The 17,432-nt window shown below is 64.3% G+C and carries 18 protein-coding genes; 12 read left to right on the top strand and 6 right to left on the bottom strand.

The features are described from left to right. Nucleotides 1-477 precede the first annotated feature (477 nt). The 4 genes from AWB67_RS07020 to AWB67_RS07035 all read left to right on the top strand — a co-directional run bounded on the left by AWB67_RS07020 (nt 478) and on the right by AWB67_RS07035 (nt 4,447). Nucleotides 478-1,692, top strand: coding sequence for a DUF2863 family protein (locus AWB67_RS07020; RefSeq protein WP_087655526.1), 1,215 nt, complete (start codon nt 478-480; stop codon nt 1,690-1,692). Nucleotides 1,693-1,887: 195 nt separating this feature from the next. After that, a complete protein-coding gene (locus tag AWB67_RS07025) occupies nt 1,888-2,700 on the top strand; it encodes a LuxR C-terminal-related transcriptional regulator (protein ID WP_087655527.1) in 813 nt (270 codons plus the stop codon). 354 nt (nt 2,701-3,054) lie between these two features. Further along, nucleotides 3,055-3,729: an energy-coupling factor ABC transporter permease gene (locus tag AWB67_RS07030; RefSeq protein WP_087655528.1), complete on the top strand. Its 675-nt coding sequence runs from the start codon at nt 3,055-3,057 to the stop codon at nt 3,727-3,729. Nucleotides 3,730-3,856: 127 nt separating this feature from the next. Continuing rightward, a complete protein-coding gene (locus AWB67_RS07035; protein ID WP_087655529.1) occupies nt 3,857-4,447 on the top strand; it encodes a BspC domain-containing protein in 591 nt (196 codons plus the stop codon). A gap of 87 nt (nt 4,448-4,534) precedes the next feature. Here AWB67_RS07035 and AWB67_RS07040 read toward each other — a convergent pair whose 3' ends face one another. Then, nucleotides 4,535-5,689, bottom strand: a complete 1,155-nt coding sequence (locus AWB67_RS07040) for a M14 family metallopeptidase (protein ID WP_087655530.1) — start codon at nt 5,687-5,689, stop codon at nt 4,535-4,537. A gap of 18 nt (nt 5,690-5,707) precedes the next feature. Further along, nucleotides 5,708-6,487 (bottom strand): peroxide stress protein YaaA, encoded by a 780-nt coding sequence (gene yaaA, locus AWB67_RS07045; RefSeq protein WP_087655531.1) that lies wholly within the window; start codon nt 6,485-6,487, stop codon nt 5,708-5,710. 56 nt (nt 6,488-6,543) lie between these two features. On the opposite strand from yaaA, the gene AWB67_RS07050 reads away from it, so the two are divergent. Both AWB67_RS07050 and AWB67_RS07055 read left to right on the top strand, forming a co-directional pair. After that, nucleotides 6,544-7,029, top strand: a complete 486-nt coding sequence (locus AWB67_RS07050; protein ID WP_087655532.1) for a putative toxin-antitoxin system toxin component, PIN family — start codon at nt 6,544-6,546, stop codon at nt 7,027-7,029. Nucleotides 7,030-7,063: 34 nt separating this feature from the next. Next, nucleotides 7,064-8,245: a pyridoxal phosphate-dependent aminotransferase gene (locus tag AWB67_RS07055; protein ID WP_087655533.1), complete on the top strand. Its 1,182-nt coding sequence runs from the start codon at nt 7,064-7,066 to the stop codon at nt 8,243-8,245. Nucleotides 8,246-8,278: 33 nt separating this feature from the next. Here the strand turns inward: AWB67_RS07055 and AWB67_RS07060 are convergent, their stop codons facing one another. Beyond that, nucleotides 8,279-8,926: a glutathione S-transferase family protein gene (locus AWB67_RS07060; protein ID WP_087655534.1), complete on the bottom strand. Its 648-nt coding sequence runs from the start codon at nt 8,924-8,926 to the stop codon at nt 8,279-8,281. Between the two features lie 109 nt (nt 8,927-9,035). On the opposite strand from AWB67_RS07060, the gene AWB67_RS07065 reads away from it, so the two are divergent. From AWB67_RS07065 to AWB67_RS07090, 6 genes are all read left to right on the top strand, one after another. After that, nucleotides 9,036-10,571, top strand: coding sequence for a 3-hydroxyacyl-CoA dehydrogenase (locus tag AWB67_RS07065; RefSeq protein ID WP_087655535.1), 1,536 nt, complete (start codon nt 9,036-9,038; stop codon nt 10,569-10,571). 3 nt (nt 10,572-10,574) lie between these two features. Further along, nucleotides 10,575-11,363, top strand: a complete 789-nt coding sequence (locus tag AWB67_RS07070; protein WP_087655536.1) for an oxepin-CoA hydrolase, alternative type — start codon at nt 10,575-10,577, stop codon at nt 11,361-11,363. Continuing rightward, nucleotides 11,360-12,088, top strand: coding sequence for a histidine phosphatase family protein (locus AWB67_RS07075; RefSeq protein ID WP_087655537.1), 729 nt, complete (start codon nt 11,360-11,362; stop codon nt 12,086-12,088). Before AWB67_RS07070 ends, AWB67_RS07075 begins: the two co-directional genes overlap by 4 nt. 84 nt (nt 12,089-12,172) lie before the next feature. Continuing rightward, complete coding sequence (locus AWB67_RS07080; RefSeq protein WP_087655538.1) at nt 12,173-13,279, top strand: phosphotransferase; 1,107 nt, start codon at nt 12,173-12,175, stop codon at nt 13,277-13,279. A 28-nt stretch (nt 13,280-13,307) separates the two neighbouring features. Beyond that, nucleotides 13,308-14,534 carry an acyl-CoA dehydrogenase family protein gene (locus tag AWB67_RS07085; RefSeq protein ID WP_087655539.1) on the top strand — a complete coding sequence of 409 codons (1,227 nt, stop codon included), beginning with the start codon at nt 13,308-13,310 and terminating at the stop codon, nt 14,532-14,534. A 123-nt stretch (nt 14,535-14,657) separates the two neighbouring features. Continuing rightward, nucleotides 14,658-15,347 carry a glutathione binding-like protein gene (locus AWB67_RS07090; protein WP_087655540.1) on the top strand — a complete coding sequence of 230 codons (690 nt, stop codon included), beginning with the start codon at nt 14,658-14,660 and terminating at the stop codon, nt 15,345-15,347. 6 nt (nt 15,348-15,353) lie between these two features. Here the strand turns inward: AWB67_RS07090 and AWB67_RS07095 are convergent, their stop codons facing one another. From AWB67_RS07095 to AWB67_RS07105, 3 genes are read right to left on the bottom strand one after another with little or no spacing between them, the layout of a single operon-like run. Next, nucleotides 15,354-15,815, bottom strand: coding sequence for a MaoC family dehydratase (locus AWB67_RS07095; protein WP_087655541.1), 462 nt, complete (start codon nt 15,813-15,815; stop codon nt 15,354-15,356). Next, entirely contained in the window at nt 15,812-16,270 is a 459-nt protein-coding gene (locus AWB67_RS07100; RefSeq protein ID WP_087655542.1) for a MaoC family dehydratase, read from the bottom strand. Before AWB67_RS07100 ends, AWB67_RS07095 begins: the two co-directional genes overlap by 4 nt. 48 nt (nt 16,271-16,318) lie before the next feature. After that, nucleotides 16,319-17,428, bottom strand: coding sequence for an acyl-CoA dehydrogenase family protein (locus AWB67_RS07105; RefSeq protein ID WP_087655543.1), 1,110 nt, complete (start codon nt 17,426-17,428; stop codon nt 16,319-16,321). Between the last annotated feature and the right edge of the window lie 4 nt (nt 17,429-17,432).

The raw sequence follows: 17,432 nt of genomic DNA on the forward strand, positions 1-17,432 counted from the left end.
TAGTTTTTAAAGAACATTCGCACGAACCGGCGCCCACACCTTCAGTCGCCTACAGCACTCAACTTCAGCGCTTCGTTCTGCGTCGCTGCATCAGCAGCAGAGAAACGAGATTATGAAGAACGTTTCGCTTTTCGTCAACAGGTTTTTTTAACCACCCAACCTGTCGACCGCGTCGTAGCGCCCGTCCAGCAAGGCTCTCCGACTTAAGCACCCACCCCTTCTTCCCGCTCCCTTCGCCGCTCAGTGAGCTGCGAAGGAACGGAATTCTAGTGCCCGCGTACCTGTTTCGCAAGCGGTTTTCAAAGATTTTTATTAACGCTTGTCGCGTCCTTTTATATACACGAGACGGCAAAGCGCATCCTCCCCCATGGGCCCATAAGGGCTTGGCCGATTGGCCGGTATTCGCCGTCGACCGGTAAAAGCGGCTGCATAGCGACTACAATTAAAGGTTCTCTGCACCTGACCATTCCAATACCTATGCGCTCGCGAATCGCCAAACGTCTTCCTCCGGATGCCGACAAGCTCGTCGGCCTCGCACTCGCCTTGTTCGCGTCCGGCAGCCGCATCGAGGATCGCTTCTGGGAAGCGCGCCTCGACGCGCTGCTCGCGAAAATCGTGCGCAACGGCAATCAGACGACGCTCGACGCCGCTCTAGATCACCTTCAACAAAATCATCCCGACGCCTACGGCGCGCTCGCCGACATGGCCGAAACGCACAGCGAGTCGTTCACGACCGACATCGACGGCACGCCCCACGAGGCCCTGCTGATCGCCGCGCCGGTCCTCGCGTGGACGCGCTATGCGATTCCGTCGGGGCCGCTGAAGGCCGACGTCGCCGACGCCCTGCGCACGCAGATGCAGGCGCACGTGCTCGGCGCCGGCGCGCGCATCGCGGTCGCTCCCTATCTTTACAGCATCGACCAGTTGCCGCGCCATCACATCGATACCGCGCGTCTCGCGCAACAGCTCATGCAGACTGCCCTCGGCGGCCCCGCGGCGCGTCTGAACCTCTCCGATCTGCCCGAAACGTCGCCGATTCTCGCCGACCCGCGCTTTCTGCTCGCCGTCGCCGTCGTGCCGGCTGGCGCACCGCTTTTCCGCTGGCAGGAGGACGAGAACGGCAACCGGATCGAGCGAGGACAGTGTCTCGAGCAGTGGACGGCGCAAGGCGGGCCGAGCTTCGCCGCGATCCTGCCGGGCTGCGAACTGGAGTGCCTGCTGCCGGACGCCTACTACTCGGCTTGCCGCGACGCCGACGAGCAAGTCCGCCCACACACCGTGCGCACGGCGGTCCGCTATCTCTTCGATACGCTCGGCGCGGCGCCGCAGGAATTGCGCGCCGTGATCGCCGGCTTCGGCGAACGGCGGGTCGACGAATACCGCATCGGCTTTACGCGGCGCGGCAGCAATGAGGTGATCTACGGCGTCGTCTGGCCGCTCTATGGGCGCGAGAACGGCGAGGTCGGGATGGAAGACGAGGCGGTCGATCTCGAAGGCGCCGATGGCCCGGTCGAGGAAATCGTTGCGCTCTTGAAGAAAACCGGCGTCTCGGAAGTGCGCCGCCACGCGGGCCGCTTCGAGCCGGAATATTGCGACGACTGCGGTGTGCCGCTCTACGCCGATCCGCTCGGCGAAATCGTCCACGCTGAAATGCCCGAGGACGCCGAGCCCGCCCAGCCGCATTTTCACTGAAAGCGGCCGCGTCTCACCCCGGAGAACCAAGCCCCGCCATCGAGCGGGGCTTTTTGCATTTCGGCCTATGCCATCCGGACAGGGCGCCAAAAACCGCGGATTTTGTCAATATTGGATCGGCGGCGCACCGATCGTCGCCGAAGGGTTCGGCCTGAGAGAGCCGACCGCGTAAAACCAAAACCATAAGAGGCAGGCATGAAATTCATACTGATCAATTCGAATCCGGAACGGCGCGAAGGGCTCAAGACGCTGCTGCGGCACATCGACCGTCAGGGGCAGTTCAACGAGGCGAAGGACTGGCGGCAGGCGCGGCACGCCATCGCGCGGCTGAAGCCGGATCTGATCGTGATCGACTGGCAGGAGAACATGAACCCGTCCGATCTGCACGACCTGTTGCGCCTGTGCCCCGGCATCCCGACGGCGGTCGTCGTCGACGATGTCACGGGTGGACACGCGCGGCGTCTCTTGATTGCGGGCGCGCTCGGCGTCGTACCGCGGGCGCTCGATCCGCAATTGCTGGTGCGCGCGCTCGAGATGGTGCTGCTCGGCGGTCACTACGTGCCGGCCGGCGCCCTCGACCCGAACTTCGCGGCCGAGTTCGCGCCGCGCCGTTTCGCCGATCCCCTGAAGTTCATGCAAACTACGCGGCGCTGCACGACGCTCTCGCCGCGCCAGCACCAGATCATGCGCTGCGTGCACATGGGTAATACCAACAAGGTGATCGCGAAGACGCTCGGCATCAGCGAAGGCACCGTGAAGATCCACCTCGCGAGCATTTTCCAGCAGCTCGGGGCCGTCAATCGCGCCGCGGCGGTCGCGATCTACAACGGCTGGCAGAACGGCTGTCTCGAAGTCCTGCGCCGCGAAGACCATGCCGCGATTCGCCCTACGCTTGGGCAAGCCGGGCCCATTCCGTTGCGCGCGGCGAACGCGCGCTATCCCGATCCGGCCGACAACGACGAGCAGATGCTGCTCGCGGCGGAGCCGGTCAAGCCTTTCGGGCCGTGATGAAGCTTTTGGTAGAGCCCGACGGCTCGTCGGGCCGTGACGAAACTTGCGGCGGAGCCCGGCATGCTCGCCGGGCCGCGGTCAAGCTTGCGGCCGGAATCCGGCATGCCGGACGGGCCGTGACGAAGCTGGTGGCGAAGTCCGGCACGCTCTTCGGGCCGTGATAATGCTCCCGGCGGAGCCCCGCGTGCTCGTTGCGCCGTAATGAAGCGTGGCAGGGTCCGGCACGTCGTCGGACCATGACAAAAGCGCGTAACGGAGCCCGGCAGGCCCGTCGAACCATGACAAAGCTTGCGGCCCTTTGTTGCGCCACATGGCGCGCATGTTTTACGCGCAACGAGTAATATGCGACTCATGGGGTTCTTCTACACACCGCTTCCGCTTTGGCTCGCTGCCGGTGGCTGGATCGTCGCCGCGGGAGCGCTCGCGCTTGCGTTTGCGCAGAAACCCTTCCGCCGCGTGCAGGACCCGACGCTTCAGCATGTGTGGCTCGGCATCATCGTGGCGATTACCGTGCTGTGGGCGTGCAACGCCTGGTTCGACGACGGGCCGGTCATCCACCTGCTCGGCGCCACGCTGATGGTCACGCTGTTCGACTGGCAACTCGCGCTGATCGGCATGGCCGCCACGACCGCCCTGGCCGCGGTCGTGCTCGATGCCTCCTGGCTCACCGCGCCGTTCACCTATCTGCTGTTCGGCGCGCTGCCCGTCGGTGTGTCGACGCTCTTCGAGCGTGCGAGCAACGCGTGGCTGCCGCGCAATCTCTTCACGTTCATTATCGGTCACGGCTTCATCATTTCGGCGCTCGCCGTCGGCGCCGCATGCGGTGCGATGGTGCTGTTCGAGTTCGCGCTCGCCGGCCGAGCGCTCCCCGTTCCTCCAGCCTTCATGCGCGGATCGCTGTTGCTCGGCGCCGGCGAGGCCCTCTTCACCGGGCTTCTCACGATACTCATTTCGGTTTACAAGCCCGCGTGGGTCACGACTTACGACCTCCGGCGCTATCGTCTCGATCGCGGACCGCGTGTCTGAATCGAGTGCTGCAACGTTGCGGCAGCCCTCGCGCTGAAGGCAAATCGTCGCGGTAATTGCGATAAGATGGAACTCCTTCCCCCTGCAGGGCATCTTACGTGCCTGTGTCTTTTTTGCGCCGAAATTGATGGAAAGAAACCACGCATCGCGCCGACTGCTTCGGCTGGCCGGCCGGTTGGTCGTATGCGCCTCGCTCGCCTGCACCACCACCGCTTTTGCCGACTCGCTCGATGAACGCAACGAACTCGTCCACCACTTCGTCACCGACTTCCACGCCAATCCGCTGATCGCCGACTGCGCCGCACATGGCAGCTTCGTCGCGAGCACGTCGACGGCGTTCGATCACGTCGAGTTCCCCGCCACGTCGTTCGATGCATCGCACTCGTCGCTGATGCCGTGGAATGATTCCTTCGATGATCACAAGCAGCGCATCAAGGTCGACAACGTGGTGACGGTCGAAGGACTCGGCGTCGGCAAGAACGCCGATCGCGATCCGGCCACGCTCAAGTTCCGTTGCGGATACGTCGGCAGCCAGATGCTCGCGTTCGGCTGGAACGATCCGGTGCCGCCGTCGAAAGCCCGCGCCGAACCGCGCTCGACGCGTGGAGGCAAAGGCAAGCACACGACCAAGGGCAAGTCCAAGTCGTCGAATGCGGCGGCTAAGTCGTCGAGTAGCAAATCCACGAAATCAAAATCGAAATCAACGAAGAAACACTGACCCAGCAACCACGCAAAAAACCAAGGGCTTGATCACCAACCAGTGATCAAGCCCTTCTCTTTTGGCGCCGTGCGTAAAACAGAAACGTCAAAACGTTTCGACGTGACGCAAGATCGCCTGAAGCATCGACGCCCCCAGCGCCGCGCTACGCTCGCCGTTCCAGCCGACGCGCTCGTCCGGCAAGCCGGCGTTGTCCTTGAACGGCATCTCGAGCGTCAGCGACAGGCAGCCGAATGCGTTGCCAATGTATTTCGATGCGAGCTTCAGCGCATCCGTCTGATACTTGCTCGACTCATAGCCATGCACGTCCTGGAAGTCCGGACTCGACTGCTTGAAGAATTCGAGGAACGCCGCCTGTTCCTTCGACTGCCGTTCCGTGAAGCCGGGCAGCATTTCCGACCCCGCGACGAACACGTAGGGAATCGCTTCGTCGCCGTGGATATCGAAGAAGAGATCGCAGCCGAGCGCGTGGATCGCGTTGCGCACGCACAGCACTTCGGGGCTGCGCGCCGCGTCCGGCTCCATCCACTCGCGGTTCAGGTTCGCGCCCGCCGCGTTGGTGCGCAGGTTGCCGAGCACGCTGCCGTCCGGATTCATGTTCGGCACGATATGGAACACGGCGCGATCGAAGAGCTTGCGCGCGACCGCATCGCCCGACCAGTCGCCCCAGCCCGCGAGACGTTTGACGAGCCCCTCGACGAACCATTCCGCCATCGTCTCGCCCGGGTGCTGGCGCGCGATGATCCAGATGTTCTTCTTCGGCGCGGCGTCGTCGGCGCTGGAGACGCCGAGCGTGAGCACCGACATCGGCCGCCCCTGCACGGTCTGGCCGATCTCGGTGAGCGCGGCGTGCGGCATCTGCTGGACGGCGCCGAGGAACTCCGAATGACGCTCCTCGCTGTACGGCTCGAAGTACGCGTAATAGATGCGGTCGAAGTCCGGCGTGTGGTCGATCGTCATCACGCGGCCGTCGTAGGCAGTCGGCACGCGGAACCAGTTCACGCGATCGTAGCTCGCGACCGCCTCATAGTCGCGCCAGCCTTCGGCGAACGCGCAGTCGGCGGCGTTCTCGAACGTTATCACGAGACGCTCGCCGCGCGCGCCAGACACCCGGAAATAGAACCACTGCGCGAATTCGGCGTGACTGTCGGGGCGCACGCGCAGGCGGACGTCGGCGGGATTGTCGGCGGAGACGATGTCGATGGCGCCGGCGTCGAAGTTGCTCGTAATTGAAATGCTCATGACGTTTCCTTTAATCCATCACTCGGCAATACGCCGGCGAAACACGTAAGTCGTATCGTTCGATGCTTTTTTGTCGAACTTGTAGCCTTCGCTGTGAAAGCCTTGCAGCGCCTCGGGCTCGTCGATGCGGTTCTCCACCGCGTAGCGCGCCATCATCCCGCGCGCGCGTTTCGCGTGGAAGCTGATGATCTTGTACCGGCCGCCCTTGAAGTCCTCGAAGACGGGCGAGATCACGGGCGCCTCCAGCTTGTTCGGCCTGACCGACCTGAAATACTCCTCCGACGCGCAATTGATCAGCACACGCGCGCCGCGCTGCTTTTTCAGTTGCGCGTTGAGCGCCGCCGTGATGCGCTCGCCCCAGAACGCGTATAGATCGCGTCCGCGCGCGTTCGCGAATTTGGTGCCCATTTCCAGCCGGTAAGGCTGCAGCAAATCGAGTGGCCGCAGCAGACCGTACAGCCCGGAGAGCACGCGTACGTGATTCTGCGCGTAGTCGAGATCGCTCGCCGACAGCGACTTCGCGGCGAATCCCTCGTACACGTCGCCGTTGAACGCGAGCATTGCCTGTTTCGCGTTGTCGGGGCCGAAACGCTTCGACCAGTCGGCGTAACGCTGGAAATTGAGCTGCGCGAGCGGGTCCGAAATGCGCATCATGGTGCCGATCTGCTGCGGCGAGAGCTTTCTCAGGCCGTCGATCAGTTCGGCGGCGTCGTCGATGAATTCGGGGAGCGTGTGCTTCTTGACGTGCGGCGGGGTCTCGTAGTCGAGCGATTTGGCTGGCGAAAGAACGATTATCATGGAGGCTCGCCGGCGCACCGCCGACGATCAAGGACACAAACCTCCAATTGTATCGAATGGAAAATTCCCCTGCGTCGCCCGCATTGAGCGTGGTGCTGGACTCGAACGTATGGATCGACATCCTCGTGTTCGACGATCCCGCCACCCGCCCGATCCGCGCCGCGCTCGAAGCGCGCACGCTGACCGCGCTGATCGACGCGCGCTGTCTGAAGGAACTCACGCGCGTGCTCGACTATCCGCAGTTCGTGCGCATGGCCGTCGACAAAGCCGCTGCGCTCGACACCGTCGCGCGCCTGTCGCAACTGATCGCGCCCGAGCCGCCCGCCGACGAACGCCCGTTGCCCAAATGCCGCGATCGCGACGACCAGAAGTTCCTCGAACTCGCGCATGCATCGAGGGCGGCGTGGCTCGTGTCGAAGGATCGCGCGGTGCTGAAGCTCGCGCGCCGCACCGCTCGCGACTTCGGCTTCCGGATCGCGCAGCCTGCGCCGTTCGTCGCGGCTATCGAAGCGCACAGGCTTACCGAATCCGCCGCTGTTTAAAATAGAACGCGAAACCGTACACGCCAACGCCACCATGAACGCCACGCACGAACTCACGCAAACGCCCGCCGAACTCGCCTTTCCTTCGCGCCTGCCGAACGTCGGCACCACGATCTTCACCGTGATGAGCGCGCTCGCCGCGCAAAAGGGCGCGGTCAACCTGGGCCAGGGGTTCCCCGATTTCGATTGCGATCCGCGCATCGTCGATGCGGTCGCCCAGGCCATGCGCGACGGCCACAACCAGTACCCGCCGATGGCCGGCGCTGCGCCGCTGCGCCAGGCGATCGCGAAGAAGATCGACCGCCTCTACGGCCGCGAATACGACGCCGATCGCGAAATCACCGTCACCGCCGGCGCGACGCAGGCGCTTTTGACCGCGATCCTCTGCTGCGTGCATCCGGGCGACGAAGTCATCGTGATCGAGCCGATGTACGACAGCTACGTGCCGTCGATCGAACTGGCGGGCGGCACGCCGGTGTTCGTCTCGCTGGAAGCGCCGGACTACGCGCTGCCCTTCGACAAGATCGCCGCCGCGATCACGCCGAAGACGCGCCTCCTGATGATCAACACGCCGCACAATCCGACTGGCCGCGTCTGGCGCGAAGCCGACATGCGGAAGCTCGAAGACATCGTGCGCGGCACGAACGTGCTGATCGTCTCCGATGAAGTCTACGAGCACATGGTCTACGACGACGCGCCGCACGAAAGCGTGTCGCGCTATCCGGAACTCGCGAAGCGCAGTTTCGTGGTGTCGAGCTTCGGCAAGACGTTTCATGTGACGGGCTGGAAGATCGGCTACGTGGCTGCGCCCACCGCGCTGACCGCCGAATTCCGCAAGGTTCACCAGTTCAACGTGTTCACCGTCAACACGCCGATGCAGGTCGGCCTCGCGCACTATCTGGAGGACCCGGCGCCGTACCTGAACCTGCCCGCGTTCTATCAGAAGAAGCGCGACTTCTTCCGCACCGGCCTCGCGAACTCGCGCTTCAAGATGCTGCCCTGCGACGGCACGTATTTCCAGACCGTCGATTACTCGGCGATCAGCGACCTGCCCGAAGCCGACTTCGCGCAGTGGCTCACGAGCGAGATCGGCGTCGCGGCGATTCCGGTCTCGGCGTTCTATCACGAGAGCCACGAATCGGGCGTCGTGCGCTTTTGCTTCGCGAAGAAGGAAGAGACGCTGCAGCTCGCGCTCGACCGTCTCGCGAAACTCTGAGCGATGGCGCGGGCGATGCGAAAGCCGTTTCGTTCACCCGCGCTTCTGCGCTTCCATATAGGCGAGCCGGTCGGCTGTCACCTGTTGCGCGGCGGGCCGCTCACCGATTTTCCTGACGTGCGTCTTCCAGTCGATACCGGCGTCGAGCAGGAAATCCCTACCGTAGACCACCTTCGTCGCCAGCCCGACGAGCGGCAGGCTCACGAACGCGCACACATCGGCGATACTGAAGTCCGGGCCCGCGACATACGGCCCGAATTTCGCGATCCGCGCAAAGCCCGCGATATGCCGCGTCAACAGCTTTTCGACGCGCGATTTCGTGTAATCGGTGACAGTGCCGCCGAAGAACGCCTGCTTGTACAGATCGCGCGCGACGAGTTCCAGATGCATGTCGATGAACACCGACAGTTCGCGCGCCTTCGCGGCCGCGTAAGAATCGGCGGGGAAAATGGGCTTGTCCGGATACGCCGCCGCCAGATATTCGACGATCACCTGCGACTCGCAAAGCGGCCCCGCATCGGTTTCGATGTACGGCACCTTGCCGAGCGGCGAGCCGGCCAGCGTGGTCGCGTCCTGGCCGAAACCCGCGCGCACTTCCTCGAACGGGATGCCGTGCTCGAGCAGTACGAACTTGACCTTGTTGAAATAATTGGACAATGGGAACCCGTACAGCCTGATCATTGCAGCATCTCCTCGTTTGAATCAAAGCGTCTTCCTTGCGAAGACGTGACACTATCCTAAAAACAGCACGATCGTGCTAACTTGTAGATATCAGGAGTCGAGACACACCATGAGCTTTCGCGATTTTGATGTGGGGACAATAGGTATCGTCGGCAGCGGTGCGATGGGGCGCGGCATCGCGCAGATCGCGGCGCTCGGCGGACTCACCGTGCGTCTCTTCGATACCAACCCGCAAGCGGTCGCCGCCGCGCGCGACTATCTTTTCGACACACTGAACAAGCTCGCAACAAAAGGCAAGATCAAGGAAGCCGACGCGCACGCCGCGCTGGCGAACATCCACGCGGCGAACGAGATCGGCGCGCTGTCGGACTGCCAGGTCGTCATCGAGGCGATCGTCGAGAAACTGGACGTCAAGCGCGCCCTCTTCCGCGAACTCGAAGCCGTGGTCGGCGAGCGGTGCATTCTGGCGTCGAACACGTCGTCGCTGCCGATCACCGCGATCGCCGCCGGATGCGCGCATCCCGAGCGCGTCGTCGGCTATCACTTCTTCAACCCGGTGCCACTGATGAAGGTCGTCGAAGTGATCGACGGCCTGCGCGGCGATCCGACCGCCGGCGACGCGCTCATGGAACTCGCGCGCCGCATGGGCCACACGCCAGTGCGCGCGAAGGACATGCCCGGCTTCATCGTGAATCACGCGGGACGCGGGATGAACACCGAAGGCCTGCGGATCGCGAGCGAAGGCGTGGCGAGTTTCGTCGATGTCGACCGGATCATGCGCGAGCAGGCCGGATTCAGGCTCGGGCCGTTCGAACTGCTCGACCTGACCGCGCTCGACGTGTCGCATCCGGTGATGGAGTCGATCTATCACCAGTTCTACGAGGAGCCGCGCTTCACGCCGTCGCCGATTACCGGCACGCGGCTCGCGGGCGGGCTGATCGGGCGCAAGACGGGGGAAGGCTTCTACAAGTACGCCGACGGCAAGCAGCAGACGCCCGATGAAGCACCCGCGCCGACCGCAATGCCGCGCCGCGTGTGGATCAGCCGCGCGTCGCATGCGGCGCGCGAGCAGGTGCTGAAGCTGATCGCAAAGTCCGACGCCGCCGTCACCATCGATACGGGCAACACGCCCGCACCCGATTCGCTGATCGTCGTGACGCCGCTTGGGCACGACGCGACGACCGCCGCGCTCGCCGAGAATCTAGACGCAACCCGCGTCGTGGCGATCGATACGCTCTTTCCGCTCGATACCGTCGCGCGCCGCACGCTGATGACCACGCCCGCGACCTCGCACGCCGCGCGCGACGCTGCGCACGCGCTCTTCGCCGCTGATGGCGTGCCCGTCACGGTGATCCGCGATTCGACCGGTTTCGTCGCGCAACGCGTCGTGGCGACGATCGTCAACATCGGTTGCGACATCGCGCAGCAGCAGATCGCGACGCCGCAGGACATCGACCTCGCCGTGACGCTTGGCCTCGGCTACCCGCACGGGCCGCTCGCGCTCGGAGACACGCTCGGCGCGAAGACGATCCTCACGATCCTGCGCAACATGCACAGCGTGCTGGGCGACCCGCGCTACCGGCCGTCGCCGTGGCTCGCGCGCCGCGCGCAACTTGGCCTTCCCCTCACCCACTCCGAGGAATAAGCGATGAGCGCCGAACTCTTGACCGACCGCCCCGCCGGCAGCGACACCACGCTCGTTCTCAAGCTATCGAATCCGGGCGCGAAAAACGCGCTGCATCCGGACATGTATGCCGCCGGCATCGAGGCGCTCAACACGGCCGAGCGCGATTCTTCGGTACGCGTGATCGTGCTGACCGGCGCCGACAACTTCTTCTGCGCGGGCGGCAACCTGAACCGGCTGCTGGAGAACCGCGCGAAGGATCCGTCCGTGCAGGCGGCGAGCGTCGACCTGCTCGGCGAATGGATCAGCGCGATCAGGGCGTCGTCGAAACCGGTGATCGCGGCGGTCGAAGGCGCAGCGGCGGGCGCGGGCTTTTCGCTCGCGCTCGCGTGCGACCTGATCGTCTCCGCCGACGACGCCCGCTTCGTGATGTCATATGCGCGCGTGGGCCTCACGCCCGATGGCGGCGGCTCGTGGTTTCTCGCGCGCGCCCTGCCGCGCGCGCTCGCCAGCGAAATCCTGCTGGAAGCGAAGCCGATCGGCGCGGTGCGCCTGCATGACGTCGGCGTCGTCAACCGGCTGACGCGCCGTGGCACCGCGCTCGATTCGGCGGTCGCCTGGGCCGACGATCTCGGCAGCCTGTCGCCGAAATCGCTCGCGCGCATCAAGTCGCTGATCACGTCCGCCGACGTCCAGCCGCTCGCCGCGCACCTCGACGCCGAACGCGACAGCTTCGTCGATGCCCTGCATCACGGCGACGCGCTCGAAGGCATCAACGCGTTCCTCGAAAAACGCCAGCCGAACTACAAATGAGCGCCTACCAGTTGCCTAAACGCCGCCGCATCTTCCTGATGCGTCACGGCGACGTGACCTATTTCGACGATTCCGGCCGCGGCATCGATCCCGTCAGCGTGCCGTTGAACGTTCGCGGCCGGGAGGAAGCGAGCGCGGCGGGGCGCGAGTTCGCGACGCAAAGCGTGCGCTTCGATCGCGTGATCGCAAGCGGCTTGCCGCGCACGCTCGAAACGGCGCGGCGCGTGCTGGACGAGACCGGCCAATCGGTGGATATCGAAGTCTGGCCGGAGTGGGAGGAGATTCGCGGCGGGCATCTGAAGAATCTTTCTACGGACGACATCGAGCGCGCGTTTCTCTCCGTGTTCGATGGCGTCGTACCGGAGGAGACGCAGTTTCTCGGCGGCGAGACGATCGGCGAACTGCTCGATCGCGCGCTGCCGGCGATGGCGCGGCTGCGCGCGGACGCATCGTGGGACACCGTGCTGCTCGTGCTGCACGGCGGCGTGAATCGCGCGCTACTGTCGCATGCGATCACCGCCGGCGGCCGCGCGTTCTTCGGGCATCTTTCGCAAGCGACCGGCTGCATCAACGTGCTCGACGTCGGCGAGAAAAGCAGCGACTGGGTCATCCACGCGATCAACCATTCGCCGCCCTCGCCGCTTCACATCAGCGTGCGCAACACGACGATGGAACTGCTCTACGCGCAATTCATCAAGTTCTCACGGTCGATCCGCAGTTCATGAAGTGACATCCCATCGATCCGGGTGCGCACACACAGCGTCGACGACGACGCGGCCCCGCCCCCGGACCGGCCCACGGAGGAGACAATGTCAGACAGCGACGCCCAGCAGCCGCAGGATTTTTCCGCGTTCGAAGGAACGCGGCCCGTCAACGAGCGCCTGCGCTTCGATACCGATGCGCTAGCCGCGTGGCTCGCCGCGCACGTCGATGGCTTCGTGGGGCCGCTCACCATCGAGCAGTTCGCGGGCGGCCAGTCGAATCCCACGTACAAGCTGATCACGCCCGCGCGCAGCTATGTGATGCGCTCGAAGCCGGGGCCGGCGGCGAAGCTCCTGAAGTCGGCGCATGCGATCGAGCGCGAGTATCGCGTGATGGATGCGCTCGCCGCCACTGACGTTCCCGTCGCGAAGATGTTCGCGCTCTGCGAGGACGAAAGCGTGATCGGCCGCGCGTTCTACGTGATGGAGTTCATCGAGGGCCGCGTGCTGTGGGACCAGGCGCTGCCCGGCATGTCGCCCGCCGGGCGCGGCGCCATCTACGACGAGATGAATCGCGTGATCGCGGCGCTGCATTCCGTCGATGTCGATGCGATCGGCCTCGCGGCTTACGGCAAGCCCGGCAACTACTTCGAGCGGCAGATCGGGCGCTGGAGCAAGCAGTACGTGGCATCCGAGACCGAGCCAATCGAATCGATGAACAAGCTCATCGACTGGCTGCCGAAGCACATTCCGCGCGGTTCCTCTGAATCGATCGAACGCGTCTCGATCGTTCACGGCGACTACCGCCTCGACAACCTGATCTTCCATCCGAGCGAGCCGCGCGTGCTCGCCGTGCTCGACTGGGAACTCTCCACACTCGGCGATCCGCTCGCCGACTTCGCTTACCACTGCATGGCGTGGCACGTCGATCCGTCGCAGTTTCGCGGCATCGGCGGACTGGACTGGGCCGCACTCGGTATCCCCGACGAAACCGCCTATGTCGCGAAGTATTGCGAGCGGACCGGCTTCACGATCGAAGGCGACTGGAATTTCTATCTCGCCTACAACATGTTCCGCATCGCCGCGATCCTGCAGGGGATCATGAAGCGCGTGTCGGAGGGAACGGCGTCGAGCGAGCAAGCCATCGACGCCGGCAAGCGCGCAAAGCCGATGGCCGAACTCGCCTGGCTTTACGCGCAGAAAGTCGGCGTGTGAGCGCGTCGGGCAAAAAAAAGGGAATCGCATGAATTTCGACTACACCCCGAAGGTTCAGGCTTTGCGCGAAAAGCTGCTCGCCTTCCTCGATGAACACCTCTATCCGAACGAGCGCGCGTTCATCGATGAAATCGCCGCCAATCGCTCGAACGGCAACGCGTGGGTTCCTGCTGAGCTTATCGAAACGCTGAAGGACAAGGCGCGCGAGGCCGGGCTGTGGAATCTGTTCCTGCCCGCCTCGGCGCGCGGTGCGGGGCTGACGAATCTCGAATACGCGCCGCTGTGCGAAATCATGGGACGCGTGCCTTGGGCGCCGGAAGTGTTCAACTGCAACGCACCCGATACCGGCAACATGGAGACGATCGAACGCTACGGCAGCGACGAGCAAAAGCAGCAATGGCTCGAACCACTGTTGCGCGGCGAGATCCGTTCGGCGTTCCTGATGACGGAGCCGGAAGTGGCATCGTCGGATGCGACGAACATTCAGTGCAGCATCACGCGCGATGGCGACGACTACGTGATCGACGGCCACAAGTGGTGGTCATCCGGTGCGGGCGATCCGCGCTGCAAGGTCTACATCGTGATGGGCAAGACCGACCCGGAGGCGCCGAAGCATCAGCAGCAGTCGATGATCCTCGTTCCGGCGGATGCGAGCGGCATCACGGTGCATCGGCCGTTGAGCGTGTTCGGCTACGACGACGCGCCGCACGGCCACATGGACATCACGCTCGCAAACGTGCGCGTGCCGGCATCGAATATCCTGCTCGGCGAAGGACGCGGCTTCGAGATCGCGCAGGGACGCCTCGGGCCGGGCCGCATTCATCACTGCATGCGTTTGATCGGCTTGGCCGAGCGCGCGCTCGAATTGATGGCGAAGCGCACGCTCGCACGCGTCGCGTTCGGCAAGCCGATCGCGCAGCATGGTGTGACGCAGGAACGCATCGCCGAGGCACGCATCATGATCGAGCAGGCGCGGCTGTTGACGCTCAAGGCCGCGTACATGATGGATACCGTCGGCAACAAGGGCGCGCGCGGCGAGATCGCGATGATCAAGGTGGTCGCGCCGAACGTCGCGTGCCAGGTGATCGACTGGGCAATTCAGGCGCACGGCGCGGGCGGCGTCAGCGACGACTTTCCGCTCGCGTATGCGTATGCATCGGCGCGCTCGCTGCGTCTCGCCGACGGTCCCGACGAAGTGCATCGCAATGCGATCGCGAAGCTCGAACTGTCGCGCTACATGGAACCGCACGCCTGAACCGGCGCACCGGCCGCTTCAGCACGCCCAATCGAATCATGGTCTAATTTTCGCCTGACTTTTGCGGCGTTTTGCTTGCTTGCAAGACGCCGCCCAAATCACCCACGGGATTCAGGAGCGGAAATGATCGACGTCTATAGCTGGGCAACGCCCAACGGCCACAAGATCCACATCATGCTCGAGGAGACGGGGCTCGAGTACAGCGTGCATGCCGTCGATATCGGCGCGGGCGACCAGTTCACACCCGACTTCCTCGCGATCAGCCCGAACAACAAGATCCCCGCGATCATCGATAACGCCGGACCCGAAGGCCGGCCGCTCGCGCTGTTCGAGTCGGGCGCGATCCTGATCTATCTCGCCGAGAAGACGGGCAAGTTCCTGCCGTCCGATCCCGTCGGACGGTACGAGACGATTCAGTGGCTGATGTTCCAGATGGGCGGCATCGGGCCGATGCTCGGGCAGACGCATCACTTTCGAAACTACGCGCCGGAGAAGATCGAGTATGCGATCAACCGTTATTCGAACGAGGCGCGGCGGCTTTACGGCGTGATGGACAAGCAGCTGGGCGTGACGAAGTACCTCGCGGGCGACGAATACACCATCGCCGATATCGCGACGTTCCCGTGGACGCGGTCCTGGGAAAACCAGGGCATCGTGCTCGACGAATTCCCGAACGTGAAGCGCTGGTTCGATGCGATTGCCGCGCGGCCCGCCGTAAAGCGAGGTGTCGAAGTGCTCGCGAGGGAACGCAAGCCCTTTACCGACAAGGAAAAGGAAGTGCTATTCGGCGCGACGCAGTACGCGAAGCACTAAGCGTTTCTAGAAGTAGTGGCGCGTGATGAACTCGGCGACGCAGACCGGCCGCTCGGCGCCCCGCCGCTCGACGGTCACGAGCCACTCGACCTGCACGCCGCCCGCATCGACATCGGCGACCTTTTCGATCGCGAAGGTCGCGCGCAGCATCGAGCCGACTGGCACCGGCGACATGAAGCGCACGCGGTTCAGGCCGTAGTTCACGCCCAGCCGCTGCACGAGCGGCACGCATCGTTCGAGCCACATCGGCACGAGTGCGAGTGTCAGGAAGCCGTGCGCGATCGCCCCGCCGAACGGCGACTCGCGCTGCGCGCGGTCAGGATCGACGTGGATCCATTGATGATCGTCGGTGGCATCGGCAAAGCGGTTCACGCGCGCCTGATCGACCTCGGTCCATTCGCTCTCGTACCGCGCGTGGCCCACCGCCGCGTGAAAATCCGCGGCACTGGCGAGGCGCGCCGCGCTCATCGGTTGGCTGCCGGGCTGCGCAAGCCGAAGAGCGCCGCCGAATCGACGGTCAGCACGAGTTCGCCGCGCTGGTTGTGCGCTTCCCAGCGCGTCGAGACGATGCCGCGATCCGGCTTGCTCGCCGAGACGCGCTTGTCGAGCACGCGCACGGTCAGGCGCACCGCATCGCCGACGAGCACCGGCTTGAGCCAGCGGATGTTGTCGAGGCCGGGCGAACCCATCGACGTGGAATCGGCGAGCATGTCGCGCACGAGGATGCCCATCATCGCGGAACAGGTGTTCCAGCCGCTTGCGACGAGCCCGCCGAAGTGCGACGCCTCGCCCGCTTCCTCCGAAACGTGGAACGGCTGTGGATCGTACTTCGACGCGAATTCGACGATCTCCTCGCGCGTGAAGGTATGCGCGCTCAGTTGCCGCGCCTCGCCGACTTCAAAATCTTCGTAGCTGTAGGTCATTCAGTTCCTCTGTGCTCGGGCCCCATGCAACGAGGTTGCATCGACGTTTTAGATATCGGTGTCCGCGAAAGTCGGCAGCGACGCAAAGCGCGCGAGATGGTGATCGACGTCGCCGAGCGTCGTTTCGATGATCGAGAGGCGCTTGAACCAGTGCGCCGCCGCGACTTCGTTCGTCACGCCCATGCCGCCGTGCAACTGCACCGCCTGCTGTCCGACAAAGCGCGCAGCCTGTCCGACGCGCGCCTTCGCAGCGGAAATCGCCTGACGGCGCGCATCGGCATCCGTGCTCGCGTAGCGCGCGGCGGCGAGATACGTGATCGAACGCGCCTGTTCGGCGTGAATCAGCATCTCGACCATGCGATGCTGCAGCGCCTGAAAGCGTGCGATCGGCGCGCCGAACTGTTGGCGGTTCTTCGTGTAGTCGACGGTGGCGAGGTTCAGCGCATCGAGCGCGCCGACGGCTTCCGCGCATAGCAGCAACGTTGCGTAGTCGGCGATTTGTTCCAGCGTTGCTGCGCCGGTTCCGAGAGGCGTCGCGGGCGTGTCGGTGAATCTGAGCGTCGCGGCGCGCTGGCCGTCGATCGTTCGATAGTCGATGACTTTTGTGTTCACAGCATCGCGCGCGATGACGAAAAGCGTGATTTCGCCGTCCAGCCGCGCCGGCACGATCCAGTAGTCGGCCTGCGCGCCGTGCTCGACGATCGACTTCTCGCCGGTGAGGGAGTAAGTGTCGCCTTCGGCGCGCGCGGTCGTGCGGATGTCGAAGAGATCGTAACGGGCCTTAGGCTCATGAAAAGCCACGGCGAGCCTGATTTCTCCCAACGCCGCGCGTTCCAACAGCGCGTTGCCGTACGGTGAAGCCAGCCGCAACGCCTCGATACCCACCGCCGTCGCCCAATACGGCTCGACGACGAGCGCCCGCCCCAGTTCCTGCATGACGACGAGCATGTCGAAGGCCCCACCGTCGAAGCCTCCCTGCCCCGACGGCACCGGCAGCGCGGTCAGTCCGAGTTCGGCGAACGCGTTCCAGTGCTTCGCATCGACGCCCGCCTCCGACGCCACGATCTTCTGCCGCGCGTCGAAGCGGTATTCGCTATCGAGATAGCGACGCAGCGCATCGCGGAACTGTTCCTGTTCGTCCGTGAAATTGAAGTCCATGCGC

The organism is Caballeronia terrestris (genome assembly GCF_001544515.1).
Lineage (GTDB): Bacteria > Pseudomonadota > Gammaproteobacteria > Burkholderiales > Burkholderiaceae > Caballeronia > Caballeronia terrestris.

Coding starts and splice junctions, on each gene's coding strand:
- AWB67_RS07020 (WP_087655526.1), top strand. CDS start 478: ATGCGCTCGCGAATCGCCAAACGTCTTCCTCCGGATGCCGACAAGCTC.
- AWB67_RS07025 (WP_087655527.1), top strand. CDS start 1,888: ATGAAATTCATACTGATCAATTCGAATCCGGAACGGCGCGAAGGGCTC.
- AWB67_RS07030 (WP_087655528.1), top strand. CDS start 3,055: ATGGGGTTCTTCTACACACCGCTTCCGCTTTGGCTCGCTGCCGGTGGC.
- AWB67_RS07035 (WP_087655529.1), top strand. CDS start 3,857: ATGGAAAGAAACCACGCATCGCGCCGACTGCTTCGGCTGGCCGGCCGG.
- AWB67_RS07040 (WP_087655530.1), bottom strand. CDS start 5,689: ATGAGCATTTCAATTACGAGCAACTTCGACGCCGGCGCCATCGACATC.
- yaaA (WP_087655531.1), bottom strand. CDS start 6,487: ATGATAATCGTTCTTTCGCCAGCCAAATCGCTCGACTACGAGACCCCG.
- AWB67_RS07050 (WP_087655532.1), top strand. CDS start 6,544: ATGGAAAATTCCCCTGCGTCGCCCGCATTGAGCGTGGTGCTGGACTCG.
- AWB67_RS07055 (WP_087655533.1), top strand. CDS start 7,064: ATGAACGCCACGCACGAACTCACGCAAACGCCCGCCGAACTCGCCTTT.
- AWB67_RS07060 (WP_087655534.1), bottom strand. CDS start 8,926: ATGATCAGGCTGTACGGGTTCCCATTGTCCAATTATTTCAACAAGGTC.
- AWB67_RS07065 (WP_087655535.1), top strand. CDS start 9,036: ATGAGCTTTCGCGATTTTGATGTGGGGACAATAGGTATCGTCGGCAGC.
- AWB67_RS07070 (WP_087655536.1), top strand. CDS start 10,575: ATGAGCGCCGAACTCTTGACCGACCGCCCCGCCGGCAGCGACACCACG.
- AWB67_RS07075 (WP_087655537.1), top strand. CDS start 11,360: ATGAGCGCCTACCAGTTGCCTAAACGCCGCCGCATCTTCCTGATGCGT.
- AWB67_RS07080 (WP_087655538.1), top strand. CDS start 12,173: ATGTCAGACAGCGACGCCCAGCAGCCGCAGGATTTTTCCGCGTTCGAA.
- AWB67_RS07085 (WP_087655539.1), top strand. CDS start 13,308: ATGAATTTCGACTACACCCCGAAGGTTCAGGCTTTGCGCGAAAAGCTG.
- AWB67_RS07090 (WP_087655540.1), top strand. CDS start 14,658: ATGATCGACGTCTATAGCTGGGCAACGCCCAACGGCCACAAGATCCAC.
- AWB67_RS07095 (WP_087655541.1), bottom strand. CDS start 15,815: ATGAGCGCGGCGCGCCTCGCCAGTGCCGCGGATTTTCACGCGGCGGTG.
- AWB67_RS07100 (WP_087655542.1), bottom strand. CDS start 16,270: ATGACCTACAGCTACGAAGATTTTGAAGTCGGCGAGGCGCGGCAACTG.
- AWB67_RS07105 (WP_087655543.1), bottom strand. CDS start 17,428: ATGGACTTCAATTTCACGGACGAACAGGAACAGTTCCGCGATGCGCTG.